This is a genomic window from Geodermatophilus sp. URMC 62, from assembly GCF_052931475.1.
Genome location: NZ_JBRFHY010000001.1, coordinates 2215361 through 2231379, shown reverse-complemented (window position 1 = coordinate 2231379; position 16019 = coordinate 2215361). Strand labels below are relative to the sequence as shown.

The following is a 16019-nucleotide window of genomic DNA, read 5'->3' as shown; positions in this document are numbered from 1 at the left end:
AGGGTCCTGCGACTCCTAGGCTGGTGGAGGTGAACCCCTCCTCCCTCCCCGTGCGCTGCCACGTCGTGACCGGCAAGGGCGGGACCGGCAAGACGACCGTCGCCGCCGCCCTGGCCCTCGCCCTGGCCGCCGAGGGACGCACCGTCCTGCTGGTCGAGTGCGAGGGCCGCCAGGGCATCGCACAGCTCTTCGACACCCCGCCGCTGCCCTACGAGGAGCGGCGGGTCGCGGTCACGCGCGGCGGCGGCGAGCTGCGGGCACTCGCGATCGACGTCGAGGAGGCCCTGCTGGAGTACCTCGAGATGTTCTACAACCTGCGGCGGGCCGGGCGGGCGCTGCGCAAGATGGGTGCCGTCGACTTCGCCACCACGATCGCCCCCGGCCTGCGCGACGTGCTGATCACCGGCAAGGTCAAGGAGGCGGTCACCCGCCGCAAGGACGGCCGGCCGGTCTACGACGCCGTCGTCGTCGACGCCCCGCCGACCGGGCGGATCACCCGGTTCCTCAACGTGACGGGCGAGATGGCCGGCCTGGCCCGCTCGGGCCCGATCAAGACGCAGAGCGACGGCGTCATGGCCGTGCTGCGCTCCCCGCAGACGGCGGTGCACCTGGTCACCCTGCTCGAGGACATGCCGGTGCAGGAGACCGCCGACGCCATCGCCGAGCTGACCGAGGTCGGCCTGCCGGTGGGCTCGGTGGTGGTCAACATGGCCACCGAGCCGGTGCTGCCGGCCGCGGACCTGGCCCGGGCCACCGACGGCCGGCTCACCGGGGCCGACCTCGCCCCGGGGCTGGCCGCAGCGGGACTGCGCACCGACAACGGCCTGGCCGACGCGCTGGCCACCGAGGCGGTCGAGCACGCGCGGCGGTGGGCCGCCCAGGACGCGCTGCGCGCCCGGGTGGAGTCCCTGGGCCGACCGACCGTGGAGCTGCCGCTGCTGGCCGCGCCGATCGACCTCGGCTGCCTGTTCGAGCTCGCCGGCCGCCTCGAGGAGCACCTCGGGGCCGAGGTGGCGGCGTGAGCGCGGCCGAGGAGACGCCCGGCACCGCGTCGCGCCCGGCCCGCGCCGCGCGCCCGGCGGCCGACCGGCTGGCCCCGCCCCTGGACCTCGCGGCCCTGGTCGCCGACCCGGACACCCGGATCGTCGTCTGCTGCGGGTCGGGCGGCGTCGGCAAGACCACGACGTCGGCGGCGCTGGCGCTGGCCGCCGCGGAGGCCGGCCGCCGGGTCGTCGTCCTCACCATCGACCCCGCCCGCAGGCTGGCCCAGTCGCTCGGGCTGGTTGAGCTGGGCAACGAGCCGCGGCCGGTCGACGTCCCGGGGGTCCCCGGCGAGCTGCACGCGATGATGCTGGACATGAAGCGCACGTTCGACGACATCGTCGTGGCGCACTCGACCCCCGAGCGGGCCGAGCAGATCCTGGCCAACCCCTTCTACCAGACCCTCTCCTCGTCCTTCGCCGGCACGCAGGAGTACATGGCGATGGAGAAGCTGGGGCAGCTGCGCGCCGACGACGAGTGGGACCTCATCGTCGTCGACACCCCGCCGTCGCGGTCGGCGCTGGACTTCCTCGACGCCCCGAACCGGATGAGCCGCTTCCTCGACGGCACGATGATCCGGCTGCTCACCGCGCCGGCGCGGGCCGGCGGCCGCGCCGGGTTCAAGATGGCCAGCGCCGGCTTCCTGATCTTCACCCGGATCATCTCCAAGGTGCTCGGCGGGCAGCTGCTGCGCGACATCTCCGCCTTCGTCACCGCGCTCGACACGATGTTCGGCGGGTTCCGCGAGCGGGCCACGGCCACCTACGAGCTGCTGCGCCGCCCGGGCACCTGGTTCGTCGTCGTCGCGACGCCGGAGCCCGACGCGCTGCGGGAGGCGTCCTACTTCGTCGACCGGCTCTCCGCGGAGGGGATGCCGCTGGCCGGGCTGGTGCTCAACCGCACCCACCCGCCGGCGAGCACGGCGCTGTCGGCCACCCGCGCCGAGGCCGCCGCCGAGGCGGTCGACGACGGCGACGCGGCCACGGCCCTGGCCGCCGGCGCGCTGCGGGTGCACGCCGAGCGCATGACCCTGGCCGCCCGCGAGCAGCGGCTGGCCGACCGGTTCACCAGCGCCCACCCCGAGGTGGCGATGCGGACGGTGCCCGCGGCGGCCGGCGACGTGCACGACCTCGAGGGCCTGCGGGTGATGGGCGAGGCGCTGACCGGGCCGGACGGCGACACGCCGACGGGCGTGCCGCGCACCCGCGTGCTCCCCGCGCGCCGCGCCTGAGTCGACACTCCGCGCAGCGGCCCGCCGTACATTGGCGGTGATGTCCACTCCCAGTCGCGCCAGGGTGCTGGCCAAGCTCGCCGCCATGATCGTCCTGGCCGGCGCCCTCGTCGCCTGCCTGGCGCTGCCCGCCGTCGGAGGCGCCGGCCTGGCCGCGCGCAACTCCGCCTCGCTGCTCGACGCGCTGCCGGTGGAGCTCACCGACGCCACCCCGGCGGGCAACACGCGCGTGCTGGCCGCCGACGGGTCGCTGATCACGAACTTCTACACGAACAACCGCACCGTGGTGGCCTCCGACCAGATCGCCGACGTCATGAAGCAGGCGCTGGTCGACATCGAGGACTCGCGCTTCTACCAGCACAACGGCCTCGACGTGCAGGGCACGCTGCGCGCCGCGGTGACCAACGTGGCCGCCGGCTCGGTCCAGGAGGGCGGCTCCTCACTGACCCAGCAGCTGGTCAAGCAGACCCTGCTGGAGACAGCCGACACCGCCGAGGAGCGGCAGGCGGCCACCGAGCAGGACATCGGCCGCAAGCTGCGCGAGGCGCGGCTGGCCCTCGCCCTGGAGGAGACCTACTCCAAGGACGAGATCCTCACCCGTTACCTCAACCTCGTGTACTTCGGCCAGGGCGCCTACGGCATCCAGGCCGCCGCGCAGCGGTACTTCAGCGTCGACGCCGCCGACCTCGACCTGGCGCAGGCGGCCATGCTCGCCGGGCTGGTGCAGAGCCCGGCCAACGACGACCCGATCACCAACCCGGACAACGCGCAGACCCGGCGCAACCAGGTGCTGCAGCGGATGTACGACCTCGGCCACATCACCGAGGGCGAGCTCACCGAGATCTCCGCCCAGCCGGTGCAGGTGGCCCCCGGCGCCAGCGCGCCCAACGGCTGCATCGACGCCACGGTCGGCGGCTTCTTCTGCGCCTTCGTCGCCGACTACCTCACCGGCACGCTCGGCATCAGCCAGGACCAGCTCGACAACGGCGGGCTGACGGTCCAGACGACGCTGGACCCGCAGCTGCAGACCCTCGGCGACCAGGCGGTGCTCACCACCCTGCCGATGGGCGACCAGCTGGCCGGCATGTTCACCGCCCTCGCGCCGGGCACCGGGCACGTGCTGGCCATGAGCGTCAACCGTCAGTACGGCTGCTCCGACCCCCAGTGCGAGTCCGTGGTCCTCAACACCGTCGCCAGCAAGGGCGCCGGGTCGACCTACAAGGTCTTCACCGCCGCGGCCGCGCTCGAGGCCGGCATCCCGGCCAGCCACGTGATCAGCACGCCCGGCGGCCGGTACACCTCGCGGGTCTACAAGAACGGCAGCGCCCCCTACAGCGTCGAGAACGCCAGCGTGAACTACCCCGACACCCTCGACATGGTGGAGGCGCTGGTCCGTTCGTCGAACACCTACTTCGTGGCGCTGGAGGACCAGCTCGGCAGCGTCGAGGGGCCGGTGCGCATGGCCGAGCGGATGGGCATGGGGTTCGGCCAGCCCAACCAGACCCCGGCCGACCAGATCATCGCGGAGAACCGGGGGTCGTTCACCCTCGGCGCGGAGGCCACCAGCCCGCTGGACCTCGCCAACGCCTACGCCACCCTCGGCGCGCAGGGCACCCGGTGCGACCCGGTCCCGGTCACGCAGGTGCTCGACCGCGACGGCGAGCCGCTCACCGGCGACGACGGCCAGCCGCTGGTGACCGGTGACAACTGCACGGAGAACGCGATCCCGCCCGGCATCGCCAACACGCTGGCCAACATCCTCATCGGCGACGTCGCCAGCCCCATCGGCACCGGCACCCGGGCGGCCATCCCGGGCCACCAGATCGCCGGCAAGACCGGCACCTCGCAGGGCCGGGACTCCGTGGCCTTCGTCGGCGTCATGCCCGAGTACGCGGTCAGCGTCATGGTGTTCAACCCCAAGACCCAGCAGGACGTCGGCGGCTACGGCGGCAACATGCCGGCGACGATCTTCCGCGACGCGATGACGCCCTACCTCGCCGACAAGCCCACCGGGACCTTCCCGCCGGTCGACCCGACCCTGATGGGCCAGGGCAGCCCGGCGGACCAGGCCCCGGCCACCGCCGACGACGACACCGACACGGGCACCACCGGCACCGGCACGACCGGCACCGCCGACCAGGGCAACGGCACCACCAACGGCAACGGCAACGGCGGGGGCACCGGCAACGGCGGGGGCCGCGGCAACTGGAACGGCAACGGCGGAGGCCGCGGCAACTGAGGAAGGACCCCGTCCTCCCCACCCTTCGCGAGCTCAGGGCGGGCCCCTGGACGGGGCCACCTGCAGGGTCCCGCCCCGAGCGTGCGAGGGGTGGGGGGCAGAGGGGTCCTTCATCAGCCCAGCTGGCGGCGGACCTCCGCGGCGACGCGGCCGCCCTCGGCGCGGCCGGCGACCGCGGCGTTGGCCGCACCCATCACCCGGCCCATGTCCCTCATCCCGCTCGCGCCGGTGCGGGTGATGACGTCGGCGACCAGGGCGGCGAGATCGGCGTCCTCCAGCTGCGCCGGCAGGTAGCCGGCCACGACCTCGCCCTCCGCGCGCTCGCGGTCGGCCTGCTCGGCGCGGCCGGCACCGGCGAACGCCTCGGCCGCCTCCCGGCGCCGCTTGGCCTCCCGCCGCAGCACCGCGAGCACCTCGTCGTCGCTGAGCTCCCGGGCCTCCTTGCCGGCGACCTCCTCCGCGCTCACCGCCGCGAGCACCATGCGCAGCGTCGCGGTGCGCAGCTCGTCGCGGGACTTCATGGCACTGGTGAGGTCGGCTCGGAGCCGGTCCTTGAGGGCGGACACGCGCCCCAGCCTGGCACGGCCGGCGCGTCCCCCGGCGCCGGGTGGCGCACCGGCCGCGCCCGTAGGCTCGGCGACCGTGCGCTGGTACACCGTGCCCTCGGCCGCCGTCGCGGCGGGCACCGCGACGCTGGGCTACGCCTCCCTCTACGAGCGGAACCGCTGGACGCTGCGCCGCTTCGCGGTCCCCGTGCTGGCCCCCGGATCCGCGCCGCTGCGCGTGCTGCACCTGTCGGACCTGCACATGACCGCCGGGCAGCGGTCCAAGCAGGCGTGGGTGGCCGGGCTGGCCGAGCTGGCACCCGACCTCGTCGTCGACACCGGTGACAACCTGGCCGGGGCCGACGCCGTCGGGCCGACGCTGCGCGCGCTGGACCCGCTGCTGGACCTGCCGGGGGTGTTCGTCATGGCCAGCAACGACTACTACGCCCCGCGGCCGAAGAACCCGCTGAAGTACTTCAAGCGCGAGCACAAGCGGGTGCACGGCGACCCGCTGCCCTGGCGCGACCTGCGCGACGGGATGACCGCCCGCGGCTGGCTGGACCTCACCAACGCCCGGGGCGAGCTGACCGTGGCCGGGCGGCGGATCTCCTTCGCCGGCGTCGACGACTCCCACCTCAGGCGGGACCGCTACGACCTCGTCGAGGGCCCCGCCGACCGCAGCGCCGACCTGCGGGTCGGGCTGGCCCACTCCCCCGAGCCGCGGGTGCTCGACCGGTTCGCCGCCGACGGCCACGACCTGCTGCTGTGCGGGCACACCCACGGCGGGCAGCTGCGGGTGCCGTTCTACGGCGCGCTGGTGACCAACTGCGGCATCGACCGGGCGCGCGCCCGCTGGCTGCACCGCTGGGCGCCGCCGGCTCCCGGCCGCCCCTCCGGCACCTGGCTGCACGTCTCGGCCGGGCTCGGGACCAGCCCCTACGCCCCCGCCCGGTTCGCCTGCCCGCCCGAGGCGACGCTGCTGACCCTCACCGCCCGGGAGCCCTGACGGGGCACCGCCGGGCGTCGGTTAGACTCACCAGGCACCGCGGGGTGTGGCGCAGCTTGGTAGCGCGCGTCGTTCGGGACGACGAGGCCGCAGGTTCAAATCCTGTCACCCCGACCCACCGCTCAGGGGCCGCCGAGAGGCGGCCCCTGAGCCGTTCCGGGGCCGGGATCGTCCGTCTCCGGTTGGGGAGGTCCCCCGGCGGGCACCGGCAGCCCGATGACCGAGTGGTTGCTCCTCCTCGCCGCCGTGGTGCTGACCGCACTCACCGGCTTCTTCGTCGCCGCCGAGTTCTCCCTCACCACCGTGGACCGGGGGCGCGCCGAGGAGGCCGCCCGGGCCGGTGACGCGGGAGCCGGAGGTGTGGTCACCGCGCTGCGGTCGCTGTCCACCCAGCTGTCGGCCGCCCAGCTGGGCATCACCCTCACCACGCTGGTCGTCGGCTACCTGGCCGAGCCGGCCCTGGGTGAGCTGCTGCGCGGCCCGCTGGAGCTGGTCGGCCTGTCCGGCGGCGCGGCCACCGCGGTCGCCTACGGCCTGGCCCTGGCGCTGGCCACGACCCTGCAGATGCTCCTCGGCGAGCTGGGGCCCAAGAACCTCGCGATCGCCAACCCGCTCGGCGTCGCCCGGGTCGTCGCACCGGGGATGCGGGCGTTCACCGCGGTCACCGGCGTCGTCGTCGCCGCACTGCAGCGGCTGGCCAACGCGATCGTGCGCCGGCTGGGCTTCGAGCCGCGCGAGGAGCTCGACTCCGCCCGCGGCGCCGACGAGCTGGCCGCCGTCGCCCGCCGCTCGGCCGAGGAGGGCGACCTCTCCCCCGTCGCCGCCCGGCTGCTGGAGCGGTCCCTGGGCCTGCGGCAGAAGTACGCCACCGACGTCATGACCCCGCGCACCCGGTTGTGGACGCTGCGGGCCAGCGCCACCGCCGCCGACGTCATCGCCGCGGCCACCGAGTCGGGCAACTCCCGCTTCCCCGTGTACGGCTCGGACCTCGACGAGGTCACCGGGGTGGTGCACGTCAAGCGCGCGGTCGCCGTCCCCGAGGCCGAGCGCTCCCGCCGCACGGCCGGGGAGCTGGCCGACCCCGTGCTCGCCGTCCCGTCGTCGCTGCGGCTGGAGCGGCTGATGGACCTGCTGCGCGAGCAGGGCCTGCAGATCGCCCTGGTCGTCGACGAGTGGGGTGCGACGCACGGCGTGGTGACCCTGGAGGACATCGTCGAGGAACTGGTCGGCGAGATCGCCGACGAGACCGACCGGCCGCTGCGCACGCTGCGGCGGCTCGGCGACGGGCACTGGCTGCTCTCCGGGCTGCTGCGCCCCGACGAGGTGCTGGAGCGCACCGGCATCCCGGTGCCCGAGGGCCGCTACGAGACGCTGGCCGGGTGGCTCGCCGAGCGGTTGCAGCGCCTGCCCGAGGTCGGCGACACCGTCGAGCTCGACGGCGCGCGGCTCACCGTCGAGACCCTCGACGGCCGCCGGGTCGCCCGGGTGCGCGCCGAGCGGACGGTGGTGCTGCCGGCGGGCGCCACGGCCTCCCGCATCCGCGCGGAGAGGACGGCGGCGTGAGCGACGCCGTGAGCCTGCTGGTCCTGGTGGCCCTGCTGCTGGGCAACGCCTTCTTCGTCGCGGCGGAGTTCGCGCTGGTCTCCGCCCGGGTCGACCAGATCGAGCCGCGCGCCGACGCCGGCAGCACGCGGGCGCGCAAGACCCTCGCCGCCATGCGCAACGTCTCGCAGATGATGGCCGGCGCGCAGCTGGGCATCACGCTGTGCTCGCTGGGCCTGGGCGCGGTCGGCGAGCCCGCCGTCGCCCACCTCATCGAGGCGCCGATGGAGGCCCTCGGCGTCCCCGAGGCGCTGCTGCACCCGGTCGCGCTGGTCATCGCACTGTCGCTGGTGACCGTGCTGCACATGGTGCTCGGCGAGATGGTGCCCAAGAACATCACCATCGCTGGCCCCGACCGCGCGGCGATGGCGCTCGGCCCGGCGCTGGCCACCTTCTCCCGGCTGCTCAAGCCGGTGATCTGGTTCTTCAACACCACCGCCAACGCCTTCGTGCGGCTCTTCGGGGTCACCCCCACCGACGAGGTGGCGGCCAGCTTCGACGAGACCGAGATCCGCTCGATGATCACCCAGTCGCGGCGGGAGGGGCTCCTGGGCAGCGAGGTCAGCGAGCTCGCCGCCGGCGCGCTGACCTTCGAGCAGCACACCGTCGAGGACGTCCTGCTGCCGATGGACACCGTGGTCACGGTGCCGCGCTCGACCACGCCCCGGCAGCTGGAGGCCGTCGTCGCCGAGCACGGCTTCAGCCGCTACCCGGTGCGCGACGAGGACGGCGCGCTGCTGGGCTTCGTCCACGTCAAGGACGTGCTGGGCATCGAGGCGCAGGGCCGCGACGAGCCGATCCCCGACGAGCACGTCACCCCGCTGGTGCCGCTGGCGGCGGGCAGCAAGCTGCCCGAGGTCCTCGCGGAGATGCGGGCCCAGGGCGCCCACCTCGGTGGCGTGGTGGCCGAGCGGCGGACCGTGGGCCTCGTCGCCCTGGAGGACGTGCTGGAGCTGCTCATCGGTGACGTCCGCGACGCCGCCGCCGAGCACACCCGGGTGCTGGCCGACCGGGCCGCCCGCGGCGTGCGGGGCGGCCGGGCCGGGTACCCGGCCGGTGTCGGCGCCGGGGGACGATGACCGGGTGAGTGCCGAGCCCGCCGCCGTCCCCGCTCTCCCGCCCGACGTCACCGCCCGCTGGCAGGCCCGCTTCCGCGCCCCCCGGGTCAGCCTGCCCGACTGGGCGCTGCACGCCCCGCACCGCAGCCTGTACTCCTCCGACGTCAGCGGCGTCGTCGAGCAGTACGCCTGGGACCGCACGACCGACGTGCACCGCCAGGTCACCGACCGGGCCAACGGCACGCTCATCAGCACGATCAGCCCGGACGGCGAGACCATCTGGTGGTTCGCCGACACCGACGGCGACGAGTTCGGCGTCTGGATGGTGCAGCCCTTCACCGGCGGGGACGACCGGGTCGCCGTCCCCGAGGTCGGTCCGGCCTACCCCGCCGGCCTGGAGATCGGCGCCGGCCTCGTGGCGATCGGGCGCTCCACCGACGACGGCAGCGAGCTGTGGCTGGTCCCCGCCGGGGGGAGCCCGCGGGTGGTCTACCGGCACGAGGACCCCGCCTCGGTCGACGCCCTGACCCTCGACGACGAGCTGCTGGTGATCTCGCACTCCGAGCACGGCGACCCGCGCTACCCGGCGCTGCGGGTGCTGCGGACGGCCACCACCACCGAGGAGGCGCCGGCGGTGGTCGCCGAGAAGTGGGACGGCGAGGGCCGCGGCCTGCACGCCCTGGAGTTCGCCCCGCTGCCGGGCGACCGGCGGCTGCTCGTGGGCCACGAGCGGCGCGGCCGGGAGGAGCTGCTGGTCTGGGACGTCGCGGCCGACACCGAGGTCGAGCTCGCGCTCGACCTGCCCGGCGACGTGACGGCCGGCTGGTACCCCGACGGCTCGGCGCTGCTGGTCGGCCACGACCACGCCGCCCGCAGCGAGCTGTACCGCTACGACCTCGCCAGCGGGACGCTGGAGCGGCTGGACACCCCACCGGGCGTCGTCCGCGGGGCCACCGCCCGCCCGGACGGCACGGTGGAGCTGGCCTGGTCGTCGGCGCAGCACCCGCCGGTGATCCGCCGGGCCGACGGTCCGGTCGTGCTCGCCGCGCCCGGCGAGGAGCCGCCGGCGGCCCACCCGGTGGAGGACCGCTGGGTGCCCGGCCCCGGAGGCGACGTGCACGCGCTCGTCGTCCGGCCGGCCGGCCCGGCCCCGTACGCGACGGCGTTCCTCGTCCACGGCGGTCCAGAGGCCGCCGACGACGACTCCTACCGCGCCCGTCGCGCGGCCTACGTCGACGCCGGGTACGCCGTCGTGCACGTCAACTACCGCGGCTCCACCGGCTACGGCAGCGCGTGGCGGGACGCGCTCACCGGCCGGCCGGGGCTGACCGAGCTCGAGGACGTCGCCGCGGTGTACGACGCGCTCGTCGCCGAGGGGTTCCTCGACCCGGCGCGGGCGGTGCTCACCGGCGGGTCGTGGGGCGGCTTCCTCACCCTGCTGGGGCTGGGCACGCAGCCCGAGCGCTGGGCCGCGGGCATCGCCGAGGTGCCGGTGGCCGACTACCTGGCCGCCTACGAGGACGAGATGGAGGGGCTGCGGGCCTACGACCGCGCGCTGTTCGGCGGCTCGCCCGACGAGGTGCGCGAGGTCTACGTGCGGTCCTCCCCCATCACCTACGTCGAGGCGGTGCGGGCACCGGTGCTCGTCGTCGCCGGGGCCAACGACCCGCGCTGCCCGATCCGGCAGATCGAGAACTACCTCGGCGAGCTCGACCGCCTCGGGACGCCGCACGAGGTGTACCGGTTCGACGCCGGCCACGGGTCGCTGGTCATCGAGGAGACGATCCGCCAGGTGGAGACGGCGCTGTCGTTCGCGCTGCGGCACGTGCGGACCTGACCCGGGCCGGGAGCACCGCGACCACGACGAGGGTCACCAGCAGCCACAGGTCCTCGACCAGCAGCCCCCACACGCCGGCGTCGTGGTGGTGGCCCGGATGGGCCTCGGCGAACCAGATCGCCGAGGAGGCCAGCACCAGCGCGAGGACGGCGGCCAGCGTCCCGGCCACGACGCGCGACCGGCCCGGCCACCGTCCGGGGGCGACCGGGGCGCCCGCGGCGACGTCGACCAGGACCACCAGCGCCGGCACCAGCCACACGAAGTGGTGCGACCAGGAGATCGGGCTGACCAGGCACGCGGCCAGCCCGGTGAGGGTGACCCCCGCCAGGTCGTCGCCGGCCCGGGCCACGCGCACCGCCCGCGCCACCACGGCGACCAGCACGACGGCGGCGAGCAGGGCCCACACCGCCCGCGGCGGGTCCCCCGGGTCGGCGAGTCGGGCGAGGGCGCCCAGCAGCGACTGGTTGGAGGTCTTGTCCAGCCGGCCGACCCGCTCGGTGTGCCACAGCGTCTCGGTCCAGAACCGCCACGACGTCCCCGGCGCGACGGCGGCGGCCAGCAGCGTGGCGCCGGCCGCGGTCGCGGTGGCGACGCCGGCCGCGCGCCGCCGCCCGGTCAGCAGCAGGTACACGACGAACAGGGCGGGGGTCAGCTTCACCGCCGCGGCCAGGCCGGTGCCGACGCCGGCCCACCGCGAGCCGCGCCGCAGCGCCGTGACGTCGGCCAGCACGAGCGCGGCGAGGAACAGGTTCACCTGACCGAAGCCCATCGTCTCCCGCACCGGCTCCAGGACGAACAGGACCGGGACGGCCGCGACCCAGGTGGAGGGCAGCGGCCAGCCGTGCCGCCGGGCCACCGGGACCACCAGCCAGCGGGTCAGGCCGGCCAGGACGACGACGTTGAGCAGCGTGTGCGCCGTCGCCACCGCCCACACCGGCAGCGCGGCCATGGGGGCCACCAGCAGCGCGGCGAACGGGGGGTAGGTGAAGCCGTAGGGGCTGCGTCCGTAGGTGAAGTCGTACAGCGGCCGCCCGTCGAGCCACCACGCGACGGCGCCGCGGTAGACCCGCAGGTCGAAGAAGTCGTGCCACGGGTCGTTGGGCACGACCAGGCACACCGCAGCGGCGAGCACCGCCAGCAGCAGCACCACCCCGGCCCGGCGCGCCGTCCGGGCCCGGCCGGTGCGGGGGGCGACGCGCTCCTCGACCGCCACCGGGCGGTCGGCTACCGGCCGCGGCGGGCGAGCAGCAGCTCGGCGATCTGCACGGTGTTGAGCGCCGCGCCCTTGCGCAGGTTGTCGTTGCTGACGAACAGCGCGAGGCCGCGGCCGTCGTCGACACCCGGGTCCTGCCGGATCCGGCCGACGTAGCTCGGGTCCTGCCCCGCCGCCTGCAGGGGGGTCGGGACGTCGGTGAGCTGCACGCCGGGCGCGGCCGAGAGCAGCTCGGTGGCCCGCTGCGCCGACAGCGGCCGGGCGAACTCGACGTTGAGCGACAGCGAGTGCCCGGTGAAGACCGGCACCCGCACGCACGTGCCCGACACCCGCAGGTCGGGGATGCCGAGGATCTTGCGGCTCTCGTGGCGGAGCTTCTGCTCCTCGTCGGTCTCGGACGACCCGTCGTCGACGACCGAGCCGGCCATCGGCAGCACGTTGAACGCGATCGGGGCGACGTACTTCCGCGGCTCGGGGAAGGCCACCGCCGACCCGTCGTGGGTGAGCTCGGCCGCCTTGTCGGCGACGGCCCGCACCTGCCCGTCGAGCTCCTCCACGCCGGCCAGCCCGCTGCCGGAGACGGCCTGGTAGGTGCTCGCGACGATCCGCACGAGCCCGGCCTCGGCGTGCAGGGGCTGCAGCACCGGCATCGCGGCCATGGTGGTGCAGTTGGGGTTGGCGACGATGCCCCGGGGGATGCTGTCGAGGGCGTGCGGGTTGACCTCGCTGACCACCAGCGGGACGTCGGGGTCGCGCCGCCAGGCCGAGCTGTTGTCGATGACGGTGACGCCGGCCGCGGCGAACCGCGGGGCCTGGGCCCGCGAGGTCGACGCGCCGGCCGAGAAGATCGCGATGTCGAGGCCGGCGGGGTCGGCGGAGGCGGCGTCCTCGACGGTGATCTCGCCGTCCCCCCAGGGGAGGGTGCTGCCGGCGGAGCGGGCCGAGGCGAAGAACCGCAGCTCGCCGACGGGGAACTGCCGCTCGGCGAGCAGCCGCCGCACCACGGCGCCCACCTGGCCGGTGGCGCCGACGACGCCGACGCGCGGTCCCGTGCTGTCGCTCATCGTCCGGTCCCTCCGTAGACGACGGCCTCGGCCTCGTTGCTGCCGAGGTCGAAGGCGTCGTGCACCGCGCGGACGGCGACGTCCACGTCGGTGTCCCGGCACACCACGGAGATGCGGATCTCCGAGGTGCTGATCAGCTCCAGGTTGACCCCGGCGTCGGCCAGCGCGCCGAAGAAGCGGGCGGACACCCCCGGGTGCGAGCGCATGCCCGCCCCGACCAGCGACACCTTGCCGATGTGCTGGTCGAAGGTGACGTCGGTGTAGCCGACGGTGTTCTTGACCTGCTCCAGCGCCGCGATCGCCGCCGGGCCGTCGCTCTTGGGGAGCGTGAAGGAGATGTCGGCGAGCTTGCTGGCCGCCGTCGACACGTTCTGCACGATCATGTCGATGTTGACCTCGGCCTCGGCGAGCACGCGGAACAGCTGCGCGGCCTCGCCCGGCCGGTCCGGGACGCCGTAGACGGTGATCTTGCCCTCGCTGCGGTCGTGCGCGACGCCGGTGATGATCGCCTGTTCCACGCTGAGGTCCTCCATCGAGCCGGTCACGATCGTGCCGGGGAGCTGGGAGTAGGAGCTGCGGACGTGCACCGGGATGCCGTAGCGGCGGGCGTACTCGACGCACCGCAGCACGAGCACCTTCGCCCCGGAGGCGGCCAGCTCGAGCATCTCCTCGTAGGTGACCGTCTCCAGGCGCCGGGCGTTGGGCACGATCCGCGGGTCGGCGGTGAAGACGCCGTCGACGTCGGTGTAGATCTCGCAGACGTCGGCCTGCAGCGCCGCGGCGACGGCGACGGCGGTGGTGTCCGAGCCGCCGCGGCCGAGGGTGGTGATGTCCTTGGTGTCCTGGCTGACACCCTGGAACCCCGCGACGATGACGATCGAGCCCTCGTCGAGCGCCGAGCGCAGCCGGCCGGGCGTGACGTCGATGATGCGGGCCTTGCCGTGGCTGCTGGTGGTGATCACCCCGGCCTGCGAGCCGGTGAACGACCGGGCCTCGTAGCCGTACGTGCTGATCGCGATGGCCAGCAGCGCCATGGAGATGCGCTCGCCCGCGGTGAGCAGCACGTCGAGCTCACGGCCGGGCGGGTCGTCGGTGATCTGGCTGGCCTGGTCGAGCAGCTCGTCGGTGGTGTCGCCCATCGCGGAGACGACCACGACGACGTCGTTGCCGGCCTTCTTCTCCGCCACGATGCGCTCCGCGACGCGCTTGATGTGGGCGGCGGAGGCCACGGAGGAGCCACCGTACTTCTGCACGACGAGGGCCACGGGTCCACAGGCTACCGATGCGCGACAGCGGCGCCGGACTCCCCATCCGTGTCCCCCCGTTGCGCCCGCCGGGTCCCGCACGATGTGATCACCGGGTGACCGACCCCGAGGACTGGCTGCTCAGCGCCGAGGAGCGGGGGAACGCGGCCACGGACCTGCCCGCGTTCACCGAGGGCAACCTGGTCGTCCCCCTGGTCCACGGGTCGGCCTACTTCGACCGGCTGGTCGAGGTGGTCGAGGCGCTCGACGAGGGCGACCACCTGTTCTTCACCGACTGGCGCGGCGACCCCGACGAGCAGCTGCGCCCGGGCGGGCCGACGGTCGCCCAGCTGTTCACCGAGGCGGTGCGCCGCGGGGTGACGGTGCGGGGCCTGGTGTGGCGCTCGCACCTGGACGCCGCCTCGTTCTCCAAGGAGGAGAACCGCGCGCTCGACGTGGAGATCGAGCACGGCGGCGGCGAGGTGATCCTCGACCAGCGCGTGCGGCGCTTCGGCAGCCACCACCAGAAGTTCGTCGTCTGCCGGCACGACCAGGACGCCACGAAGGACGTCGCCTTCGTCGGCGGCATCGACCTGTGCCACAGCCGGCGCGACGACGCCGAGCACCAGGGAGACCCGCAGGCGGTCGCGATGGCCTCCGCCTACGGCCCGACGCCGCCGTGGCACGACGTCCAGCTCGAGCTGCGCGGCCCGGCGGTGCACGTGCTCGACACCGTCTTCCGCGAACGGTGGGACGACCCGAACAGCCCCGACACCGACCACCCGGTCGCGTGGCTGCGCGACAAGCTGAACCACGCCCGCCTCGCGGGCGACCCGCTGCCGCCGCAGCTGCCACCGCCGCCGCCGGCCGGGCCGCACCTGGTGCAGAACCTCCGGACCTATCCGGCGATCCGCCCGCCCTACCGCTTCGCCCCGCAGGGCGAGCGGTCGGTGGCCCGCGGGTACTCGAAGGCCATCCAGCGGGCGCGCCGGCTGGTGTACCTGGAGGACCAGTACATGTGGTCGGGCGCGGTGGCCCGGCTGTTCGCCGAGGCGCTGGCCGAGCACCCGGACCTGCACCTGGTCGTCGTCGTCCCCCGGGTGCCCGACCAGGAGGGCGCCTTCGCCGAGCGGCCGCAGTTCGTCGGGCGGTGGCAGGCGATCGAGATGTGCCGGCGGGCCGGGCGCGACCGGGTGCACGTGTTCGACGTCGAGAACCACTCCGGCACGCCGGTCTACGTGCACGCGAAGGTGTGCGTGGTCGACGACGTGTGGGCCAGCGTGGGCAGCGACAACTTCAACCGGCGCTCGTGGACACACGACAGCGAGCTGTCCAGCGCCGTCCTCGACACCACCCTCGACCCCCGGGAGCCGCGCGACCCGGCCGGCGCCGGCGACGGCGCGCGGACCTTCGCCCGCGACCTGCGGCTCGAGCTCGCGCGCGAGCACACCGACCGGGCCGCCGACGGCAGCGAGGACGCCGACCTGCTCGACCCCGAGGCGTTCGTGGCCACGCTGGAGGAGGCCGCCGACGAGCTCGACGCCTGGCACGCGGGCGGCCGCCGCGGCCCCCGCCCGCGCGGCCGGCTGCGGCACCACCAGGCCGAGCGGTTGTCGCTGCCCACCCGGCTGTGGGCGACACCGGTCTACCGCCTGATCGACGACCCCGACGGCCGCCCGCTGAAGCTGCGCCTGCGCGGCGACTTCTGACCACCCATGGTCCCGGCCGCGCGGGGACGCCCGGTCCGACACCGGCGCAGCCGGGGCACCAGCCCCGGCACCCTCCTCCCCGCATCGTCGTGCTCTGCCCACGACTGTAGGCAGAGCACGACGGAGGGCACCGCCATACCGCTCCCGGCCCTCGTGCTCTGCCCACGACTGTGGGCAGAGCACGACGGTCCCCAGGTGGACGTCCGGGGTGCCTCCTGGCGCGCTCCGCA

Annotated in this window: 12 protein-coding genes and 1 tRNA gene; 9 read left to right on the top strand and 4 right to left on the bottom strand. The window is 74.8% G+C overall.

Annotated elements, in window-relative coordinates:
* Nucleotides 1–29: 29 nt before the first annotated feature.
* Genes ACU616_RS10665 through ACU616_RS10655 form a run of 3 tightly spaced genes read left to right on the top strand, consistent with a single transcriptional unit; the run spans nt 30 to nt 4511 of the window.
* Nucleotides 30–1022, top strand: coding sequence for an ArsA-related P-loop ATPase (locus ACU616_RS10665; protein ID WP_446758433.1), 993 nt, complete (start codon nt 30–32; stop codon nt 1020–1022).
* Complete coding sequence (locus tag ACU616_RS10660; RefSeq protein WP_446758432.1) at nt 1019–2272, top strand: ArsA family ATPase; 1254 nt, start codon at nt 1019–1021, stop codon at nt 2270–2272. The genes ACU616_RS10665 and ACU616_RS10660 overlap by 4 nt, the downstream gene beginning before the upstream one ends.
* A gap of 40 nt (nt 2273–2312) precedes the next feature.
* Nucleotides 2313–4511 (top strand): transglycosylase domain-containing protein, encoded by a 2199-nt coding sequence (locus tag ACU616_RS10655; protein WP_446758431.1) that lies wholly within the window; start codon nt 2313–2315, stop codon nt 4509–4511.
* 113 nt (nt 4512–4624) lie between these two features.
* Here ACU616_RS10655 and ACU616_RS10650 read toward each other — a convergent pair whose 3' ends face one another.
* Nucleotides 4625–5077, bottom strand: coding sequence for a GatB/YqeY domain-containing protein (locus ACU616_RS10650; RefSeq protein ID WP_446758430.1), 453 nt, complete (start codon nt 5075–5077; stop codon nt 4625–4627).
* Nucleotides 5078–5153: 76 nt separating this feature from the next.
* Here ACU616_RS10650 and ACU616_RS10645 point away from each other — a divergent pair, with 76 nt between their 5' ends.
* The 5 genes from ACU616_RS10645 to ACU616_RS10625 all read left to right on the top strand — a co-directional run bounded on the left by ACU616_RS10645 (nt 5154) and on the right by ACU616_RS10625 (nt 10559).
* Nucleotides 5154–6062 carry a metallophosphoesterase gene (locus tag ACU616_RS10645; protein WP_446758429.1) on the top strand — a complete coding sequence of 303 codons (909 nt, stop codon included), beginning with the start codon at nt 5154–5156 and terminating at the stop codon, nt 6060–6062.
* Between the two features lie 40 nt (nt 6063–6102).
* Nucleotides 6103–6176, top strand: a tRNA-Pro gene (locus ACU616_RS10640).
* A gap of 102 nt (nt 6177–6278) precedes the next feature.
* Nucleotides 6279–7625: a hemolysin family protein gene (locus tag ACU616_RS10635; RefSeq protein WP_446758428.1), complete on the top strand. Its 1347-nt coding sequence runs from the start codon at nt 6279–6281 to the stop codon at nt 7623–7625.
* A complete protein-coding gene (locus tag ACU616_RS10630) occupies nt 7622–8743 on the top strand; it encodes a hemolysin family protein (protein ID WP_446758427.1) in 1122 nt (373 codons plus the stop codon). Before ACU616_RS10635 ends, ACU616_RS10630 begins: the two co-directional genes overlap by 4 nt.
* A 4-nt stretch (nt 8744–8747) precedes the next feature.
* Nucleotides 8748–10559 (top strand): prolyl oligopeptidase family serine peptidase, encoded by a 1812-nt coding sequence (locus ACU616_RS10625; RefSeq protein ID WP_446758426.1) that lies wholly within the window; start codon nt 8748–8750, stop codon nt 10557–10559.
* Here the strand turns inward: ACU616_RS10625 and ACU616_RS10620 are convergent.
* The 3 genes from ACU616_RS10620 to ACU616_RS10610 are packed head-to-tail and all read right to left on the bottom strand — an operon-like array spanning nt 10492 to nt 14101.
* Nucleotides 10492–11772 (bottom strand): glycosyltransferase 87 family protein, encoded by a 1281-nt coding sequence (locus ACU616_RS10620; protein WP_446758425.1) that lies wholly within the window; start codon nt 11770–11772, stop codon nt 10492–10494. The two genes, ACU616_RS10625 and ACU616_RS10620, sit on opposite strands and share 68 nt — an antisense overlap.
* An 11-nt stretch (nt 11773–11783) precedes the next feature.
* Nucleotides 11784–12836 carry an aspartate-semialdehyde dehydrogenase gene (locus tag ACU616_RS10615; protein ID WP_446758424.1) on the bottom strand — a complete coding sequence of 351 codons (1053 nt, stop codon included), beginning with the start codon at nt 12834–12836 and terminating at the stop codon, nt 11784–11786.
* Nucleotides 12833–14101, bottom strand: coding sequence for an aspartate kinase (locus ACU616_RS10610; protein WP_446758423.1), 1269 nt, complete (start codon nt 14099–14101; stop codon nt 12833–12835). Before ACU616_RS10610 ends, ACU616_RS10615 begins: the two co-directional genes overlap by 4 nt.
* Nucleotides 14102–14196: 95 nt before the next feature.
* Here ACU616_RS10610 and ACU616_RS10605 point away from each other — a divergent pair, with 95 nt between their 5' ends.
* Nucleotides 14197–15789, top strand: a complete 1593-nt coding sequence (locus ACU616_RS10605) for a phospholipase D family protein (protein ID WP_446758422.1) — start codon at nt 14197–14199, stop codon at nt 15787–15789.
* Nucleotides 15790–16019: the final 230 nt, after the last annotated feature.